Below are 17,703 nucleotides of genomic sequence, written 5' to 3'. Positions count from 1 at the left end.
AAAAATAAGCTTACATTCTATGCCGTGACATATGAATGCAAGCTAATATTTAAATTTACTGACACTTATACATTTTCAAGTGCATTAAAATCAGCTTCATCAACGCCTGTCAACTTCACAACCCAGCTTTCTGCAGGGTCTGCAGAGTTCAACAGCTCCGGTGAGTCTTCAGCCTTTTCATTGATAGCAACAACTTCACCAGCAAGCGGAGATGTCAGATCCAACACTGTCTTGGAACCTTCAAGTTCAAGAAGCGAGTCATCTTTTGCCACGGTTTTATTTTCCGTGAACTCGACAAATCCGACCGTTCCCACATCGTCCTGAAGTTCCGGTGTCATTATCAGTGTATATTCCTCTCCGTTTTTCTCAACCCATAAATAGTTCGCCAATTTTTTCATTCTGATCCTACTTTCTTCATTTTTATATTTTAAATTGAGAAGCGATTGCTTCCAGTGCACGGTGCCTGTTTTGTGCGCCGGGAATGAGCGGGATGAGCAGCAGTTCATCTGCACCGAACGTCTCTGTAATCGACGTGAGCTGTGCTGCGACGCTTTCTTTATCCCCGACGACCATGCGCGTGCGGTTGCTTTGAATATTTTTCCTGTCTGTTTCAGTATAAGGATAATTTTCAGCAGTTTCAACTGAAGGCATCCGGTCGAATTCACTGAAATTATCTTTGCCGAGCAGCCACAGGTCGAGTGCACGTGCAAGATTATCGGCTTCTTCTTCGGTGTCCGCTGCGACAACAAAAGGGGCAACCATGACCGTCGGTGCTTCCATGACGGCTGACGGCTTGAAATTCTCCCTGTAAACACGGATTGCCTCCTGTCCGATTTCCGTCTTGTCCTCTGACGCGTACGGAAACAGGCCGAATGTATAGCCGGTGCCCTGGCGGGCGGCAGTTTCCGCGGAGCGGACGCTCGTGCTGAGCATCCACATTTCCGGGTTGTCCGGGCCCACCGGGTTTGCCGTTAAGTCGTTGTAGCGGTGTTCGGCATCATCCGTATTCGTGACGTATTTTATAATATCGCTGATATTATCTTCATAGCGCTGCTTTCTGCGCCGTGTTTCATTCAGTGCCCGGTTGACGATTTTTGTGCCGATCGTGTTGCCGACACCGAGGTCGACGCGGCCTGGATATAGCGTCTCGAGCATTCTGAAATTCTCGGCGGTTTTAAGCGGGCTGTAATGCGGAATCATCACGCCGCCTGAACCGAGCCTGATCGTTTCAGTCTTTCCGAGCAGATGCATCATCAGCATTTCGGGGCTGCTGCTTGCAAAGGCGCTGACATCATGATGCTCCGCCATCCAGAATCTGTGATAGCCAAGGCTTTCCGCCTTTTTGCACAGTGCTACAGTTTCCTCTATCGCTTCTTTTGGTGACCTGCCTTCATCCACTACTGCATAATCAAGTACATTCAGTTTTACCATTCACACAAATCCTTTGGCATTCAATGCAAATATTTAACATACTTATTATAACTTCCTTAAAATTTACCGTCAATGGTATGCATTTCCCATTCATTGACACAAAGGCATTCTATTGCTAATTTTAAAGTAATGAAAATTGTCAGCCAGCTGATTAAAGGAGCCAGGAAATGAACAGTAAATATGCACCATTATTCGAACCTTTAAAGTTAAAAAACGGAATTGAACTCAAAAACCGCTTCGTCCTCTCACCGATGATCACGAACTCATCGACGGCAGAAGGCCATGTGACGGAGGAAGATGAACTCTATCACGCCCGCCGTGCAAACTCTGCACCGATCCAGGTCACGGGTGCGGCGTACATCGAACCTTACGGTCAGCTTTTCGAGTACGGATTCAGTGTCAGTGACGACCGGACGATCCCGGGACTTACAAAACTTGCGGATGCGATGAAAAAGGATGGTTCCAAAGCGATTCTTCAGCTCACGCATGCCGGAAGATTCTCAAATCAGGCGATACTCGACCTCGGTGTCGTTTACGGGCCGAGCTTCATGGAACTGAACGTACCGGTCAAACACCAGGTGCTGCCGATGACCAAACGCAAAATAGATGCAGTCATCCGGCAATATGCCGATGCAACAAGGCGTGCCATCAAAGCCGGGTTCGACGGTGTCGAAGTTTCCGCTGCACAGCGTCTGTTGATCCAGACATTCTTCTCCAAGTTTTCAAACCGGCGTGAAGATGAGTACGGTGCGGACACGCTTGAAAACAGATCCCGCTTCGGTCTTGAAGTGATCCGGGCGGTGAGCGACGTCATCAAGGAAGACGCACCGGAAGATTTCATCTTCGGTTTCAGAGGCACCCCGGAAGAAACACGCGGCAGCGAAATCGGCTATACGGTGGATGAATTTCTGGAATTCATGGAGCGGGCGGAGGAGATTACAGATATCCACTATCTTGCAATCGCCAGCTGGGGCCGCAACATCTACCAGAACGAAGTCCGTGCCGAGGGACCGAATAAAGGGCGCCTCGTCAATGAAGTCGTCTACGAACATGTTAAAGGCAGAATCCCGATGATGGCGACCGGCGGCGTCAACAGTCCCGACAAGGCGCTTGAAGCGCTCGATTACGCCGATATGGTCGGTGCGTCCAGCCCGTTCATCACTGAACCCGACTTCGTCAACAAACTTGAAGCGGGCCGGGAAGATGAGATTGACCTCCAGTTCACCATCGATGAACTGGATGATCTTAAAATACCGAAAGCGGCATTCAAAGATATTGTCCGCATGATGGACTACGGCGAAGGACTGCCGAAAGAAACGCGGGATGAGCTGAGAGCACTCGCAGAAGATAAATAACTTTTATAAAAATAACCCCGATTCCACATGAGAGGCATCTCAACATGGAATCGGGGTTGTTTTATTTTATAGAAACTATTCTACGATTTCGGCTTTGACGATCATTCGCTCTTCAAACAGGAGTGTATCCGGATTATATGAATCACATGTAATCAGCGTCAGTTCCTGAGGGTCGTCCCCGTTCTGGTCCATCACTTCGACCTGGGAGGGATCCACATTGAAAATTTCAGTGATTTCATATTCCCTGACGTCTTCTCTTGTCACGAGTTCAATCGTGTCACCGACACCGGCCCGGTCAAGGTAGTTGAAGCGTATTCCGGCGCCTTCCACACGATGGCCGGAAATCGGTATGTTCTGCATATCCAGATGGTCATCTTCATGGACGAATGAAACGCCGTTGCGCATTTTCGCCTCTGTTACAGGACCGTAATACAGCGGCTCACTGATATCTGCGCTGTCGATATTCAATACGCCGGCCATATCATCACTGATATTGATGCCCCGTGTATCGATATTATCCTTTTCTTCTGCCATTTCCGTATTCGCTGAAGCGTCCGGTTCAATGCCTGTAATAAAACTTTCGACCGAATTGACCTCGACTTCCTTTTCGCCGTTCTGGAATGCTTCGATGACTCGGTCATTGACCCTGTCGGTAAAATGTTCTTGTATATCCTGCCAGAAAAATAACACGACAGCTGCTGCAATCAGCAGCACACCGGCCAATCTCATGATCATTCTCATCTAGACGCCTCCCATTTGTTCAAATACGCTGACCGCTTCTTTTCTTGCATACTCAAGCATACGGTAATCTTCTGTCAGATCTGCCACTTTGAACTGCGGCAAACCGCTTTGTCTGACACCAAAGAAATCACCCGGTCCGCGCATTTCAAGATCCCTTTCACTCAGTTCGAAACCGTCCGATGTCGACGTCATGATTTCCATCCGCAGCTTGGCATTATCCGTCTGCGGCTGGCTGACGAGCATGCAGTAGCTCTGTTTGTCACTGCGCCCGACACGTCCTCTCAGCTGATGCAGTGTCGACAGCCCAAAGCGTTCTGCGTTGAAGATGACCATCATCGTCGCATTCGGCACGTTGATGCCGACTTCGATGACTGTCGTCGAAATCAGCACTTTTTTCTGTAACGTTTCAAACAGTTCCATGCCACTGTTCTTCTCTTCCGGCTTCATCCTGCCGTGGACAAGCTCCACTGTTTCTTCACCGAAAGCACTGATGAATGTCTGATAGATTTCATTGACGTTTTTCAAGTCAAGCGTTTCCGATTCCTCAATCAGCGGCGCGACCACATACGTGCTGTGCCCCGCATTGAGCGCTTCCCTCACTTCATCCATGACGTAGTCGAGCGCATCAAATGTATGCCATGAAGTGATGACGGGCTTACGGCCTTTCGGCATCTCACGGATGATGGACACATCCATGTCACCAAAAGTGGTAATCGACAGCGTTCGTGGAATCGGAGTCGCCGTCATGTATAAAATATTTTTACGGTAAGACTTCTTCTGTAGTTTCTGTCTCTGATTCACACCGAAACGGTGCTGTTCATCAATGATGATGAAAGACAATTTGTTGAAAACGACATCATCTTCGATGAGTGCATGCGTGCCGATCAACAGATCGATGTTGCCGAGCGCAAGATCTTCCAAAATACGTGCTTTCTCTTTTTTTGAAGTTGTTCCTGTCAGTTTTTCTATTGTCAGTTCTTCTTTGAACGTATCTTTGAATGATTCATAGTGCTGGTTTGCAAGCACTTCGGTCGGCACCATGACAACACTCTGTTCGCCGATTGTTTTGACCGCATACACGCATATGCCGGCAACGATCGTTTTACCGCTCCCGACATCACCCTGCAGCAGCCGGTGCATCGACACATTCTGCTTGAAGTCCCTGCAGATGTCATTGACACTCGTCTTCTGATCACCTGTCAGTTCGAACGGCAGCGTGCGTGTAAAACGTTTCAGTGCATCAATGTCATAGTCGATGATGTAATGTTCATTCCGTACGCGTTCCTTCTGCCTTTTATGCATCAGCTTCAATTGGAACTGATACAGTTCATAAAACTTAATCGTCCGCCTTGCCTGGTGCAGACCGTCTGTATCCGACGGGAAATGCAGCCGGAACAAAGCTTCCCTCAAAGGGATGAGCTGATACTTGCTTTTAATCGTTTCAGGCAAATCATGGTTGAAGTCATAGTTTTCAAAGACTTCACGCACGAATTTGCTGAACGTCTTGGCATGCATCGTCTTGTTCAGACTGTACCGTACTGTATAGCCTGGAGACGTATCATATATCAGCTTCTGGCCGTTTATTTCCAGCTTATTCTTATTGAACTTGCCGTAGAGCCGCGCAAATTCATTGATGATCAGCTTTTCCTTCAAATACGGCTGGTTGAAAAAGACGACTTTCGTATGGATGCCGTTAATATCCATGAAACATGTCAGCCGGCTCATGCCGCGCCTGTAGAAAGCAAGTTTCGGTTCGGTCACCACGGTCCCTTCCACTGTTATGGAAGCGTCATGCTCCGCCTCCCTTAAATCGACGACCGACTGGTTCACATAGCCGGTCGGCAGATGGAAGACGACATCGTTCACATCATCTATACCGAGCGCATGAAGTTTTTCTGCTGTTTTTTCACCCACACCATTCAGTTGACTGACACTCGTTTTTGATGTGATGACTTCATACATCGCGCTCATTTTATTCTTCTCCGAAAATTTCCTGCATCAGACGGTTGCCTGTAGGCGTTGCTGCAAGGCCCCCGCGTCCCGTTTCACGGAGCGCTGAAGGCATTGTCAGACCGATCTTATACATCGCTTCAATCACTTCATCTGCCGGAATTCTTGATTCGATGCCTGCAAGTGCCATATCCGCTGCTGTCAGTGCGTTGGATGCACCGGCCGCATTTCTTTTGACACATGGCACTTCAACAAGGCCTGCCACCGGGTCACAGACGAGCCCGAGCATATTTTTAAGCGCTATCGCAAACGCGTGGCCGGATTGCTCCGGCGTGCCGCCTGCCGCTTCAACAAGGCTTGCTGCCGCCATCGCACTCGCACTGCCGACTTCAGCCTGGCAGCCGCCCGCTGCACCGGAAATGCTCGCGTTGTTCGCAACGACGAACCCGAGTGCGCCTGATGTAAATAAAAATCTGACCATATCTTCTTTTGACAAGTCTCTTTGTTCATTGAGTGCAAATAAAACACCCGGAACCACGCCGGCAGAACCCGCGGTCGGTGTCGCACATATTTTACCCATAGCCGCGTTCACTTCATTCGTACTGACTGCATAGGCAATCGCAAGGAGGTTCATATCCCCACTTAAGCCTTTGCCGCTCTCGATGTACTTTTTCATCTTTACAGCGTCATGGCCCGTCAGGCCTGTCTTACTCGCCACGCCGCCGATGCCTTCGTCCACGGCGTTCTGCATAACGTCAAGGTTGCGTTCCATATCCTGATATACTTCCAGATAAGAACGTTTGGAAACTCTCATTTCCTGCTCTATCATGATCTCACTGATAGATTTATTTTCAGAATTCGCCATATCTATTAATTGTGCAATACTATTAAACATAATATTACCTCCTAAATATTAATCGTCAGCCATCTCAATTACACGTTCAACACCATCTATATTCTCCACTTCCTGAATGACCGCTTCGCTGATCTCTTCATCGAGCTCGATAGTCATCAGTGCAATGTCGCCTTTTTCTTTTCTCGAAACATTCATCTGGCTCACGTTAATTTCATTATTGCCGAGCACTGTCGTCACCCGTGCAATCGTTCCGAACGTATCTTCATGGAAGACAAGCAGTGAATGGTAGTTGCCTGAAATATTGATTTCATAGTCATTGATGCTCACGAGTTCGATTTTACCGCCGCCAATCGAAATCCCTTCGAGCTTCAGACGGTCGTCACCTTTGACCAGGTCGACAATTGCAGTGTTCGGGTGGCTTCTCTCTTCCTCATGCAAAATGAAATTCGTCCGTAGATTCTGTTCATCCGCATGTTCTTTCGCTTTGATGATACGGCTGTCGTCAGTATCAAACCCGAGCAGGCCGCCGATCAATGCCACATCGGTCCCGTGCCCCTGATAAGTATCCTTAAATGAGCCGTACAGGTGTATGTCCACATGCTCCGGTGTATGTCCGAATAATTTTCTACCAAGCAGTCCGATACGCGCCGCACCGGCTGTATGCGAAGAAGAAGGGCCGACCATTACCGGGCCGATAATATCAAAAACACTTTTATATTTCATAATATAACCTCCATTTCCAAAAATACCACATCAGTGTTCTCACTGATGTGGCATACGAACATTCTGGCATCTATTCAACAGAAACTAGGTAACTGTATACTGGTTGTTGTCCATCATGCACTTCAAATTCGATTTCATCGTAAGTGTCTTCCAATTTCTCTACGATGGATTCCACTTCATCTTCCGACCCTTCATCACCGATGATGATCGTTACGATTTCACTTTCTTCATCGAGCATATTGATGATCAGACTTTCCAGAGTTTCACTCTTGGAATCACTTGCTAAATTGATTTTACCATTATTGATCCCCATATGCTGATCTTTTTTGATTTCGACGCCGTCAATGGATGTATCGCGGACTGCATATGTGACCTGGCCGGTCTTCACATGCTCAAGTGCTGCGTTCATCGACGCCTTATTGTCATCAAGCGTCGCATCCGGTGAAAACATCAGCATGCTTGACAGACCTTCCGGTATCGATACCGTAGGAATGACAATCGCCGGGATGTCGAGCATCTGCTGCGCCTGTTCTGCCGCCATGATGATATTTTTATTGTTTGGTAAGATGATGACCTGTTTAACATCATCATCTTTAATAGTGTTGAGAATATCTTCTGTGGAAGGGTTCATCGTCTGTCCGCCGTTAATGACATGCGTCACGCCGACACTTTCAAACAGTGTTCTGATGCCGTCTCCTGAAGATACGGTAATGATTGCAGTATCATAGGACTGGCGTTCTTTATTTTCCACAACGTCTTTACTCTGCTTTTTAGATTGGATATCTCTGAACTGCTCGCGCATGTTCTCAATCTTCATCTTAATCAGTTCACCATAGGATGAACCGTAAGTCATTGCCTCGCCGGGCGTTTCAGTGTGTACATGGACTTTGACAATTTCATCATCAGATATAACGAGCAGTGAATCGCCGAATTCGCTCATCTCATTGCGGAATTCCTCTTCATTGAAACTGCGTTTGCCGTCTTCGAAACGCACCATGAACTCGGTACAGAACCCGTACTCGATATCTTCCACTGTCATGAAATCATCAAATTGATGATCGTCATTGACGAAAGTATCCGTATCCACAGCGTCTTTTGCCACTTCCACTTTTTCACCTTTTAATGCGGCAACAAAACCTTCATATACATAGACGAGCCCCTGGCCGCCGGAGTCCACGACGCCGACTTCCTTCAATACAGGGAGCAGGTCCGGTGTGCGTTCGAGTGAGACTTTCGCTTCTTCTACCACAGCTTCCATGACTTCTATCAGTGAGTCGGTTTCTTCAGCTGCCTGAACGGCTCTCTCACTTGAATCTTTCGCCACTGTAAGTATTGTACCTTCAACAGGTTTCATCACTGCTTTATAGGCAGTCTTCACACCCTGGTCCAATGCGTTCACGAAAACTTTCGCATCCACAGTCTCCTCAGTTTCAATCGCCTTCGAGAATCCACGGAACAACTGTGACAGTATAACGCCTGAGTTGCCCCGGGCGCCCATCAGCAGTCCTTTTGAGAAATGTTTCCCCATTTCTCCAATATGTTCTATATTTTTGTCCTCGACTTCAGTTGCGCCCGAAGTCATAGATAAATTCATGTTTGTTCCAGTGTCACCATCCGGCACCGGGAAAACATTCAATGAGTCAACATAATCAGCGTGCTGTCTTAAATTATCAGCACCGCTTAAAATCATATCCTTGAAAATTACACCATCTATCGTATTCATGATATCGTCTAAGTCCTCCCAGCTTACTCGTCCGTATTAATCATTCTGACACCCTGTACATGAATGTTAATCGTATTTATAGTCAATCCAAAAGTTTTTTCCAGTCTGTATTTTACACTTGTCTGTATATTATTTGCGACTTCCGAGATTTTTACACCATATCCTACTATGATGTATAAATCAACATCCAAAAGCCCGTCATTGTTCTCTACAACCACTCCGCGGGAGTAGTTTTCTTTCCCGAGCAGTTCGGCAAAACCGTCTCTCACCTGATGTTTTGATGCCATACCAACAACACCGTAGCTTTCCACTACAGCGCCGCCGGCGATATTTGCGATGACATCTATCGCAATATCAATGGATCCAAGTTCGTTCTTAATTTCGAGTGTCATTACTTCGCCTCCAATACATCATTTAATTATAATCAATAACATCTGTGAATTACAAGATGAAAAAGTATGTTTTTACAAATTTGTTTATTAATTTCTCTTCAGATTTTATAAGCATATACACCGATTATAATTTATTGCGCTGCAAGTTAAAAGCATTATCGGCCGATTGATGACTTTATTATACCGAATATGGAGGGTTTTATTTGAAAAAATCTGTTTTATAAGCGTCATCAGTCATTGTTCTATAGCGATTTCCACTGGACACAGCGCAATAATTAATGTATTATATTGTAGTATGTTGATGAAGATACAATCAAATTAAAATGAACTTTGTTAATAAAGGAGATGTACGATATGACTAAAGAATGCTACTACACTGGACGTAAAAGTGCTACAGGCAACAACCGTTCACACGCTTTGAACGCAAGTAAAAGACGTTTCGGTGCCAACCTGCAAAAAGTCAGAGTTATGGTCGACGGCAGACCACAAAGAGTATGGGTTTCAGCTCGTGCTTTAAAATCAGGTCTTGTTGAACGCGTTTAATTTTTAAAATAAAGACCCCTCCCCCGCTGGATTTCAATTCAGCAGGCGAGGGGTTTTTTATTTTGTGTGAGGGATGGGGCGGCGGTGATGATGGTTATGCTGTGGGCTGCTCCCTCAGGGTGATATTTAGTGCTGAGTGAGCAGATTTCGCTTCCGCCTGCTCATTTGACATCATATTTTGAGCTGAGTGAGCAGATTGTTCACGTCAGACGTTTAGTCAGAACCTTTTCCGGCCCTCATCTAAACACCCCGGATTCCATCATCCAAACACGTCTCATCCAAACATCAAAAAAGCAGCCCCAAAGGGCTGCGCCTCCATACTCAAACAATCAATTAAATGATATTGATGATATACACCATGACCATGCCGACAAAAATTGCCGGGATCATGTTTCCGACGCGCATCTTCGTAATGTTCATCATGTTCATGCCGATCGCAAGCAGAATGACACCACCTGTGGCGCTGACCTGGAAAATGACCTGCTGCAGAATTTCATCGGGCACGACAACTGCGATGCCCTGTGCGGACAGTATGATGATTGAAATGTAGATCAGAGTCGGCACGCCTGAGATGATGACACCGAGACCGTACGTCGTCGTCATTACAATCGCGATAAAGAAGTCCATCATCGCTTTCGTATAAAGCACGTCATTCGAGCCGCGGAGTCCGGCATCCAGACCACCGACGATCGCCATGGCGCCGACGATGAATACAAGTGTACCGGAGACGAAGCCCTGGGATAAATTACCGGAGTGTTTGTCCCCCAGTTTAATCTCCATCCAGTGTCCGAATCTGTTAAGCAGCGATTCGAGCTGAATGATTTCACCGATGATCGTCCCGATGATCAGGCTGAGCAGCGTGACGATGATTGCTTCAGCGCCTACCACCATCTGAATGCCCAGTGTCATAATGACCAATGCCTGAATTTTCATTATGGAGTCTTTAATTGTTTCTGGTATGAATGTAAATATAAGACCGAGCAGACCCCCGACGAATATGGCGAGGGCGTTCACTATAGCACCGAGTAATATCATCATGGCACCTCCAAACTAGTCAATAGATTGTATCATTAAAATGGGCTCTGAAGTTTCCACAACGCCCTTTTCACCTGTAAATTCATTGCTGATGGTCAGCGTCGAGCCCAGGGAAAGCTCTGCTGCATCGAGCGGGTACTTAAACTGCGCCAGTGTAAGCCTTGTCCCGTCGTACATCGGGAGAAATGAAACGTATTTCATATTCTCATTTTTCAACACATCATGACGGCCTTTATTCAAAAGTTCCACCACATTCTGCGTATCGATGATCCGGATTTTAACATCTGTCAACTTCTCATGCAGCAGCATCTGCGTATTGCCGAGCAGATGATCCAGCCTGCCGCCGGTCGCACCGTACACATCGATTGACGTATACCCTCTTCCAGTCAGATCTAAAAGTGCAATCTCGAGATCGGTATCATCTTTTTCACTCTCGACCGGATTGATTTCGAGTTTTTCATCGATGAACTGACGCTCGGCTTCAGTAATGGAGTCAAAATCGCCATACGTATACTTCGGCATGATCCCGTCTTTCAGCAATAAATAAACACCGTGGTCGACACCGGCCCACGGAGTTTCCGTAATATCTTCAATTGAAGTGTTCGTCTCTCTGACGAGTACATTGATATGCATGTCCTAGCTTCTAAGCTCCTCGATCGTCGCTTTCTTGTCCTCTGCCTTGAAGAGAAATGAACCGCTGACGAGCAGATTCGCACCCTGGTCCTTGCACAGTTTCGCAGTGTCATTATTGATTCCGCCGTCCACTTCAATATCAAATTCAAGATTTTTCTCTTTTTTAATCGCACTCAGCTCGGCAATCTTTTCAAGACCTTCTTCAATAAAGCTCTGACCGCCGAAGCCCGGGTTGACAGTCATGATCAGCACAAAATCCACGTTCTTCAACAGATGCTTCACACTGATGATCGGTGTGTGCGGGTTCAGTGCAATACCGGCTTTCATGCCTTTACTTTTGATCAGCTGGACCACTCTGTGTGGATGATCTGTCGCTTCAATATGAAAGGACAGCATATCGACGCCGTATGATTTGAATTCATCGACAAACTGATCCGGGTTCAAAGTCATCAGATGCACATCCAAAGGAATGCTCGATGATTTGCTGATCGCTTCAACGACCGGCAGGCCGTATGAAATATTCGGCACAAACTGGCCGTCCATAATATCCAGGTGGAAAATATCCGCACCGGCCGCTTCCATAGTTTTAATGTCTTCACCTAATTTTGAAAAATCACTTGCTAATAATGACGGGAGTACTTTATTCATGTCAATACCTCTCTTTTCTGGATTCAATTTCTTCAAATATCTGTTTATAGCTGTCATATCTTGTTTGTGCGAGTTCCCCCGACGCCACCGCATCCTTCACGGCACACTTCGGTTCATTGATGTGCATGCATTCCCTGAACTTGCAGCGGTCGCTGTAGTCATTGAAATCGATGAAACAGTACATCAGATTGTATTTATCGATCGCAGCAAAATCAATCGTACTGAAACCCGGTGTGTCTGCAATCAGCCCCCCCGCAATCTCAATCAGTTCGACGTGACGTGTCGTATGCTTGCCCCGGTTCAGCTTATCGGAAATCTCATCTGTGATCAGTTCCGCTTCCGGCAGTATCGTATTGATGAGCGTCGATTTACCGACACCCGACTGACCGGCGAGGACACTCAGTTTATTTTTAAAAATGGGCAGTAACTCTTCATTCACATTGATTTTATCCGTAAAGTAAACGGGATACATCGAATATGTGTCCTGAATCTTTTCAACAAGCTCCGGATCATCTGACAAATCGATCTTCGTCACTATGATGACGGGATTGATATCATGGACTTCGGCATAAGCGATGAAGCGGTCCAGCAGATAAAAGCTGAACTTCGGAGAAAACAGGCTCATCGTAATCAACACCTGGTCGATATTGGCAACTGACGGACGGTTGAGAAAATTGTTCCGGTCATTAATCGAAGTGATATAGCCTTCAGTCTCATTTTCAATCTGGAACTCGACGATATCCCCGACAAGCGGTGATTCGGAAGTATTTCTGAACAGACCGCGTGCCCGCGTCTGATAAATTTCATCATCCGATTTTACATAATAAAATCCACTCAATGCTTTTATAATCTGGCCTTTCTTCATAACTCACCCCAAATACTATAATACTTCAATTATAACAGTTCACAGGTTGTGGTAAAATATTAATATCAAAACATTATTGAAAGGTTGGGTATTATGGCAAAAACAGTACATGTAAGTGACATCAACAATGTGTTGAAAAATGATAACACGGTTTTAATCGATGTGAGAGAGACGGATGAATTGAAGGAAACCGGATATGTGCCGGGCGCAATCCACCTGCCTCTGACCACATTTGATATAGAAAATAAAGAGCTTAAGGATCATAAAGACGACACTGTATACGTGATGTGCAGAAGTGGAAAACGGTCAGAAAGAGTGCAGCACATGCTGATGGACGAAGGCTATGATGCTGTCAACGTTGAAGGCGGCATTTTAGAGTACGAAGGCGACAGAGAAGAACTGTAATGACGAAACCTCCCCGATTAAAAAATCGGGGAGGTTTTTTATTCAGATCGTTCTATTAAGTTCTGTCTACATTCTCTTGGACGTTTTCAATGATGAAACCGCTCTTGACGTAGCCAGGCAGGCTGTTAAGGTCTACAGTCAGATCCTGTTCAGGTACATCATAGCTGATGCGTGAAGCGAAGTATTTCATCGTCTCTTCCATGATGATGATTGTCATCCACTCACCTGCACAACGGTGGTTCGTGTGGTAGTCACCGCCGCCCTGGGGAATCAGGTCGAACGGGCTGCCGTCCCAGTCCTTGAATCTTTCAGGATAGAACTCATTTGGATTTTCCCATACAGTCGGATCGTGCATTGTCCCGTATACATCCAGTCCAAGCATCGTGTCTTTTTCGAAATGGTAGCCTTTGTACTCGAAGTCCTCTTTCACTTTACCCGGCAGGTAAGGAACGAACGGGTAGTAGCGGCGGACTTCCTGAGCGAACATGTAAGCATAGTCATCGTCCTGCTTGATTTTCTCTTTCGTTACAGGGTTTTCATACATTGCCAGTGCACCGAAAGCAACAAATCTGTTGATTGCGATCAATGGACGGAATGTATTCATCAGGTCGATACCGCACAGTCTTGAGTCCATCGGTTCGCCTTTGTAGTCTTTCCAGTGTGCGAATTCGTAAAGTGCAGTGCCTTTTGGCGGGTGAATCTTGCCTTTACGCGTCTGGATGATCTGATCTTCAAGCCAGTCCTCAACACGGCGGCGTGCAGCTTTTGATTCTCTGTAGCCTTTGAACGCGCTGCCGATTGCTTTGAATGAATCGATCATGATATCCATATCAGTCGCGATATTTTCAATTTCTTTCTCAGGTGCCTGAACGCCTGCCCATCTTGTACCGACTTTAGTCAATAGTACGATGGATTCACGGTAGACGTTGACCTGATCCATGCTTTCCATTCTTTGAGTGTTTGTCTGCCACAGGTTGCGTGTCAGCTCTCTTAAGTATTTAAGGTTTCCTTCTGTCATCAATGACATGAACAATGCTTTACGGTCGATGTGTACTTTTCCGGTGGTCGTATGAATTGCGCCTTTACCGAATAAAGTGTTTACGATACGTTTTGGCAGTGTGCCTGAACGTTCCACTTTATCATTGTCGTAGAAAAGCTCGGCACCGTCTTTACCTGATAATACGATAATCCGTTTACCGCCTAAAGCACGTGTTTCAAATACGCCGTCTGTTACACCGAGACGCTCTCTTTGATTCGTAGTGTACAAATAACCCTGTTTCATTAATTTAACCGAGTTATCCAACCCTTTATCTTTTTTAATAGTAGCCATGAGACATCCTCCAATTAACTGTTTTCTAGTCTAGTATATTATAAACCAACACACGATTACCAACATTTGTACAATGTTTTTCTGTTATTTTACTCATTGTACGGAATCTCTTCATTGATAACTTCTTTCCCGTCGACTTCCACCATAAACATCCCGGATTCATCCGGTTCAATTTCAAGACGGATTGTTTCATCCGTATCTTCAGTGATTTCGAGCGTTGTATGCACATCATCAATGCTGTTGTTGGCATCATCCAAATAAATATTTACTGTCTTCGGCGGATTTTCAGACGATTCCCCGCCATCATCTTCGCCTGTTTCCTCCTCCGACTCGCCTTCTGAGTCTTCTTCTGCGTCTTCGGACTCGGAGTCGGATGAAGACTCTTCCTCTTCAGCTTCACCGTACGGTATATTGACGGTTGTCGCATACTGCATATTCTGAGGCGGTTCTTCGCCGAGGGAGACGATCAGATCAATCGTTGAACCCGGCAGGAAATTGCCGTAGTTCGGACTCTGACTGATGACATTGCCTTCTTCCACACTTTCATTGTAAAGTTCTTCTGCAATATTGACATTGAAGCCTTCATCTTCCAGTGCATTGCGCGCAGTTTCAGCCGGCTCGCCGGAATAATCGACGATTTCTATCGCTTCCTGTCCGCGGGACACATTCAAAGTGATCGATCCTTCATGAGGATAGACTCCTGTGCCCGGGTCAACAGACTGGCTGATGACTGCACCTTCTTCAATATCATCGTGATAGGAATCTTCACGGTTGATTTCATTGAAATTGGCATTGTTCAACGTTTCTTCAGCACTGTCATAACTCTCGCCGGTAAAGTCCGGCACAGTAAATGCTTCCACGCCGAGCTCCAGGTCGTGCTCTTCAGGATAGACCGCTTCGCCGCTCTCAATCGACTGGCTCGTCACCGTTCCCGGCGGTGATTCGCTGTCGCCCGGCACAAGCGTGACACTGTTGAATGACAGTTCATTCAAAGTATCCATGATATCCACATAGGCATTGCCTGTGAAATCTTCCATCGAATACGGCTCGAGTCCGCTCGATAAAAGGAAATCGACAGTGCTTCCGGAATCAATCTGTTCACCGCCGGAAGGGGTCGTTTCAATCACTTCGCCTTCACCGAAAGTCTCGCTGTATTCCTCACTCACGTCACCGGTTTTCAGATTATGCTCCTGAAGCTGCTGTTCCGCTTCTTCAAACGTCAGTCCCGCAAGGTCCGGCATATCCACCGTTTCATTTTGCTGGGTGAACATATAGATAAGAAGCCCCGCACCGAGCAGCAGGAAGAATACCGGTATCAGCCACAATATTCCGCGCTTTTTCTTCGGTTCTTCTTCCTGTGCTTCCGGCGTTTCAGGCGATGCCTCATCTTTCTTCCCGGACGTCGCGGCAGCGGCACCCGTTGTGGCGGCCGAAGCCCCTGCAGCTGCTGCTGGCTTCACCGCAGGCGTGATGATCGTATCGTCATCCTCTTTTTTATTATTATTGACATAAGGCGCGGTGTTGCCCCGGTACTGTTCAAGATCCCGAAGGACAGTCTCCACATATCTGTAGCGGTCGTCCGGATTCTTTTCAGTACATCTGAACAGGATGTTCTTCAAACCTTGCGGGACTTCCCTGTATCCGTCGATATCCGGCAGATCTTCCGAGATCTGCTTTAAAGCGACGGCCACCGGCGTTTCCCCGCTGAACGGCACCTCGCCGGTCAACAGTTCAAATAACACGATACCGAACGAATAAATATCTGTTCGCTCATCCGTATTCTGGCCTTTCGCCTGTTCGGGAGAAATATACTGAACAGAACCCATCACCTGATTCGTTTCCGTCATCCGCGTTTCGCTGAGTGCTTTTGCGATGCCGAAATCGGTGATTCTGATTTTCTTTTCTGAATCGAGCAGTATATTTTGCGGTTTGATGTCACGGTGGATGATGCCTCTTTCATGGGCATGTTCAATCCCTTTTAAAATCTGGACCGACAGCTCCACCGCCTCATCAATCGAAATCGGATGATCGTCATCGATATACTGCTTTAAAGTCGGGCCGTCAACCATTTCGGTGACGAGCAGCTGATACTCGTCGGTTTCATCCACATCGAGCACATTGACGATGTTCGGATGGGAAAGCTGGGTCGTACTTTCAACTTCCCGCTGAAACCGTTGGCGTGACTTGTCTTTATTATGCACATCAACTTTGATCATTTTAACGACAACATCACGGTTTAAAATGATGTCCTCGGCCAAATAGACAGAGCTCATGCCCCCGCCGAGATATTTCAGTACTTTATATCTTTCTGAAAGTAGTTGACCGATCACATTTTCGCACCCACTTTCAAGTCGGCAAGGCAAATACTGATATTATCTCTTGAGGCATTTTCTTCTGCTTGACTGATTAGTGAGTCCAACCGCTCTTGTAAACTTAAATTCTTCTGATATACCGTGCTGTGAATACTGTCTTCACGCAGTACATCCGTCAGCCCGTCCGACGCCAGCAGTATATAATCATACTGTTTATTGCGCAGTCTGAAAATATCAGGCTGAATCAGACGTTCACTGCCCATCGCTTTTGTGATGACATTCCGTTTAGGGTGGTTGATGGCTTCCTCTTTTGTGATTTCGCCCGTCTCAACGAGCAGATTGACGAAGGAATGATCTGTCGTCACCTGTTCAATCGACCGGCGCTTCATCACATAAGCCCTCGAATCCCCGATGTTCAATACGAAGATGGTGTCATCGATGATTGAAGCGAGCACAAGCGTCGTACCCATTCCGCTGTAATCATCATGTACATTTTGCAGATCATACAGTTTACGGTTCGTACTGATGACGAGATCGCGTAAAAATTCTTCTGCATAATCGCTTTTGATGAGGTTTTCTTCCTCCCAGGCTTTCTGGATCTCATCATTGACAAATTTCGATGCAACGTCGCCATGGGCATGACCGCCCATGCCGTCTGCCACTAAAAACAAAACCTGATTTGTTTTATTATAAAAAACGCCAGTTCTATCTTCATTCAGATCACGAAACTCCCCGCGAATACTCTTGTCAATGATTTCCAA

The 17,703-nt window shown here is 46.4% G+C and carries 18 protein-coding genes; 3 read left to right on the top strand and 15 right to left on the bottom strand.

Annotated elements, in window-relative coordinates:
• Positions 1-65: 65 nt before the first annotated feature.
• Both BO48_RS00445 and BO48_RS00440 read right to left on the bottom strand, forming a co-directional pair.
• Entirely contained in the window at positions 66-398 is a 333-nt protein-coding gene (locus tag BO48_RS00445) for a glycine cleavage system H family protein (protein ID WP_496365471.1), read from the bottom strand.
• Positions 399-420: 22 nt separating this feature from the next.
• On the bottom strand, positions 421-1,431 hold the full coding sequence (locus BO48_RS00440; protein ID WP_496365470.1) for an LLM class flavin-dependent oxidoreductase: 1,011 nt from the start codon (positions 1,429-1,431) through the stop codon (positions 421-423).
• Between the two features lie 167 nt (positions 1,432-1,598).
• Here BO48_RS00440 and BO48_RS00435 point away from each other — a divergent pair, with 167 nt between their 5' ends.
• Positions 1,599-2,786 (top strand): NADH-dependent flavin oxidoreductase, encoded by a 1,188-nt coding sequence (locus BO48_RS00435; RefSeq protein WP_496365469.1) that lies wholly within the window; start codon positions 1,599-1,601, stop codon positions 2,784-2,786.
• A gap of 75 nt (positions 2,787-2,861) precedes the next feature.
• Here BO48_RS00435 and BO48_RS00430 read toward each other — a convergent pair whose 3' ends face one another.
• The 6 genes from BO48_RS00430 to BO48_RS00405 form a co-directional block, all read right to left on the bottom strand.
• On the bottom strand, positions 2,862-3,527 hold the full coding sequence (locus BO48_RS00430; protein WP_496365468.1) for a class A sortase: 666 nt from the start codon (positions 3,525-3,527) through the stop codon (positions 2,862-2,864).
• Positions 3,528-5,498 carry an ATP-dependent DNA helicase RecG gene (gene recG / locus BO48_RS00425; protein ID WP_496365467.1) on the bottom strand — a complete coding sequence of 657 codons (1,971 nt, stop codon included), beginning with the start codon at positions 5,496-5,498 and terminating at the stop codon, positions 3,528-3,530.
• 1 nt (position 5,499) lies between these two features.
• A complete protein-coding gene (gene sdaAA, locus BO48_RS00420) occupies positions 5,500-6,372 on the bottom strand; it encodes an L-serine ammonia-lyase, iron-sulfur-dependent, subunit alpha (RefSeq protein ID WP_496365466.1) in 873 nt (290 codons plus the stop codon).
• An 18-nt stretch (positions 6,373-6,390) separates the two neighbouring features.
• Positions 6,391-7,056: an L-serine ammonia-lyase, iron-sulfur-dependent subunit beta gene (sdaAB, locus tag BO48_RS00415; RefSeq protein WP_496365465.1), complete on the bottom strand. Its 666-nt coding sequence runs from the start codon at positions 7,054-7,056 to the stop codon at positions 6,391-6,393.
• A 70-nt stretch (positions 7,057-7,126) separates the two neighbouring features.
• Positions 7,127-8,782, bottom strand: coding sequence for a DAK2 domain-containing protein (locus tag BO48_RS00410; protein WP_496365817.1), 1,656 nt, complete (start codon positions 8,780-8,782; stop codon positions 7,127-7,129).
• Positions 8,783-8,802: 20 nt separating this feature from the next.
• On the bottom strand, positions 8,803-9,171 hold the full coding sequence (locus tag BO48_RS00405) for an Asp23/Gls24 family envelope stress response protein (RefSeq protein WP_052256654.1): 369 nt from the start codon (positions 9,169-9,171) through the stop codon (positions 8,803-8,805).
• Between the two features lie 354 nt (positions 9,172-9,525).
• Here BO48_RS00405 and rpmB point away from each other — a divergent pair, with 354 nt between their 5' ends.
• A complete protein-coding gene (gene rpmB, locus BO48_RS00400; RefSeq protein ID WP_496365464.1) occupies positions 9,526-9,714 on the top strand; it encodes a 50S ribosomal protein L28 in 189 nt (62 codons plus the stop codon).
• Between the two features lie 333 nt (positions 9,715-10,047).
• Here the strand turns inward: rpmB and BO48_RS00395 are convergent, their stop codons facing one another.
• Genes BO48_RS00395 through rsgA form a run of 4 tightly spaced genes read right to left on the bottom strand, consistent with a single transcriptional unit; the run spans position 10,048 to position 12,895 of the window.
• Positions 10,048-10,749: a DUF554 domain-containing protein gene (locus tag BO48_RS00395; protein ID WP_496365463.1), complete on the bottom strand. Its 702-nt coding sequence runs from the start codon at positions 10,747-10,749 to the stop codon at positions 10,048-10,050.
• A 15-nt stretch (positions 10,750-10,764) separates the two neighbouring features.
• Positions 10,765-11,382: a thiamine diphosphokinase gene (locus tag BO48_RS00390; protein ID WP_496365462.1), complete on the bottom strand. Its 618-nt coding sequence runs from the start codon at positions 11,380-11,382 to the stop codon at positions 10,765-10,767.
• 3 nt (positions 11,383-11,385) lie between these two features.
• Positions 11,386-12,030, bottom strand: a complete 645-nt coding sequence (rpe, locus tag BO48_RS00385; RefSeq protein ID WP_496365461.1) for a ribulose-phosphate 3-epimerase — start codon at positions 12,028-12,030, stop codon at positions 11,386-11,388.
• Position 12,031: 1 nt separating this feature from the next.
• Positions 12,032-12,895 carry a ribosome small subunit-dependent GTPase A gene (rsgA, locus tag BO48_RS00380; RefSeq protein WP_496365460.1) on the bottom strand — a complete coding sequence of 288 codons (864 nt, stop codon included), beginning with the start codon at positions 12,893-12,895 and terminating at the stop codon, positions 12,032-12,034.
• Positions 12,896-12,988: 93 nt separating this feature from the next.
• Between rsgA and BO48_RS00375 the strand changes: the two genes are divergently transcribed.
• Positions 12,989-13,300, top strand: coding sequence for a rhodanese-like domain-containing protein (locus tag BO48_RS00375; protein ID WP_496365459.1), 312 nt, complete (start codon positions 12,989-12,991; stop codon positions 13,298-13,300).
• Between the two features lie 55 nt (positions 13,301-13,355).
• Here the strand turns inward: BO48_RS00375 and BO48_RS00370 are convergent, their stop codons facing one another.
• The 3 genes from BO48_RS00370 to BO48_RS00360 all read right to left on the bottom strand — a co-directional run bounded on the left by BO48_RS00370 (position 13,356) and on the right by BO48_RS00360 (position 17,703).
• Positions 13,356-14,630 (bottom strand): cytochrome P450, encoded by a 1,275-nt coding sequence (locus BO48_RS00370; protein ID WP_496365458.1) that lies wholly within the window; start codon positions 14,628-14,630, stop codon positions 13,356-13,358.
• Positions 14,631-14,719: 89 nt separating this feature from the next.
• A complete protein-coding gene (gene pknB / locus BO48_RS00365) occupies positions 14,720-16,960 on the bottom strand; it encodes a Stk1 family PASTA domain-containing Ser/Thr kinase (RefSeq protein WP_496365457.1) in 2,241 nt (746 codons plus the stop codon).
• The gene (locus tag BO48_RS00360) at positions 16,957-17,703 is read right to left on the bottom strand and encodes a Stp1/IreP family PP2C-type Ser/Thr phosphatase (RefSeq protein WP_496365456.1); all 747 of its coding nucleotides are present in this window, start codon (positions 17,701-17,703) and stop codon (positions 16,957-16,959) included. Before BO48_RS00360 ends, pknB begins: the two co-directional genes overlap by 4 nt.

The organism is Lacicoccus kunmingensis DSM 17847 (assembly GCF_059568765.1).
Note: the sequence above shows the minus strand (reverse complement) of the source record. Positions and strands in the feature narration are given on the sequence as shown.

What these genes read in the sequence shown, in the direction of transcription:
- BO48_RS00445 (WP_496365471.1), bottom strand. Translation starts at nt 398, where the DNA reads ATGAAAAAATTGGCGAACTATTTATGGGTTGAGAAAAACGGAGAGGAA.
- BO48_RS00405 (WP_052256654.1), bottom strand. Translation starts at nt 9,171, where the DNA reads ATGACACTCGAAATTAAGAACGAACTTGGATCCATTGATATTGCGATA.
- rpe (WP_496365461.1), bottom strand. Translation starts at nt 12,030, where the DNA reads ATGAATAAAGTACTCCCGTCATTATTAGCAAGTGATTTTTCAAAATTA.
- BO48_RS00375 (WP_496365459.1), top strand. Translation starts at nt 12,989, where the DNA reads ATGGCAAAAACAGTACATGTAAGTGACATCAACAATGTGTTGAAAAAT.
- recG (WP_496365467.1), bottom strand. Translation starts at nt 5,498, where the DNA reads ATGAGCGCGATGTATGAAGTCATCACATCAAAAACGAGTGTCAGTCAA.
- sdaAB (WP_496365465.1), bottom strand. Translation starts at nt 7,056, where the DNA reads ATGAAATATAAAAGTGTTTTTGATATTATCGGCCCGGTAATGGTCGGC.
- BO48_RS00440 (WP_496365470.1), bottom strand. Translation starts at nt 1,431, where the DNA reads ATGGTAAAACTGAATGTACTTGATTATGCAGTAGTGGATGAAGGCAGG.
- BO48_RS00435 (WP_496365469.1), top strand. Translation starts at nt 1,599, where the DNA reads ATGAACAGTAAATATGCACCATTATTCGAACCTTTAAAGTTAAAAAAC.
- BO48_RS00395 (WP_496365463.1), bottom strand. Translation starts at nt 10,749, where the DNA reads ATGATATTACTCGGTGCTATAGTGAACGCCCTCGCCATATTCGTCGGG.
- rsgA (WP_496365460.1), bottom strand. Translation starts at nt 12,895, where the DNA reads ATGAAGAAAGGCCAGATTATAAAAGCATTGAGTGGATTTTATTATGTA.
- sdaAA (WP_496365466.1), bottom strand. Translation starts at nt 6,372, where the DNA reads ATGTTTAATAGTATTGCACAATTAATAGATATGGCGAATTCTGAAAAT.
- BO48_RS00390 (WP_496365462.1), bottom strand. Translation starts at nt 11,382, where the DNA reads ATGCATATCAATGTACTCGTCAGAGAGACGAACACTTCAATTGAAGAT.
- rpmB (WP_496365464.1), top strand. Translation starts at nt 9,526, where the DNA reads ATGACTAAAGAATGCTACTACACTGGACGTAAAAGTGCTACAGGCAAC.
- BO48_RS00370 (WP_496365458.1), bottom strand. Translation starts at nt 14,630, where the DNA reads ATGGCTACTATTAAAAAAGATAAAGGGTTGGATAACTCGGTTAAATTA.
- BO48_RS00430 (WP_496365468.1), bottom strand. Translation starts at nt 3,527, where the DNA reads ATGAGAATGATCATGAGATTGGCCGGTGTGCTGCTGATTGCAGCAGCT.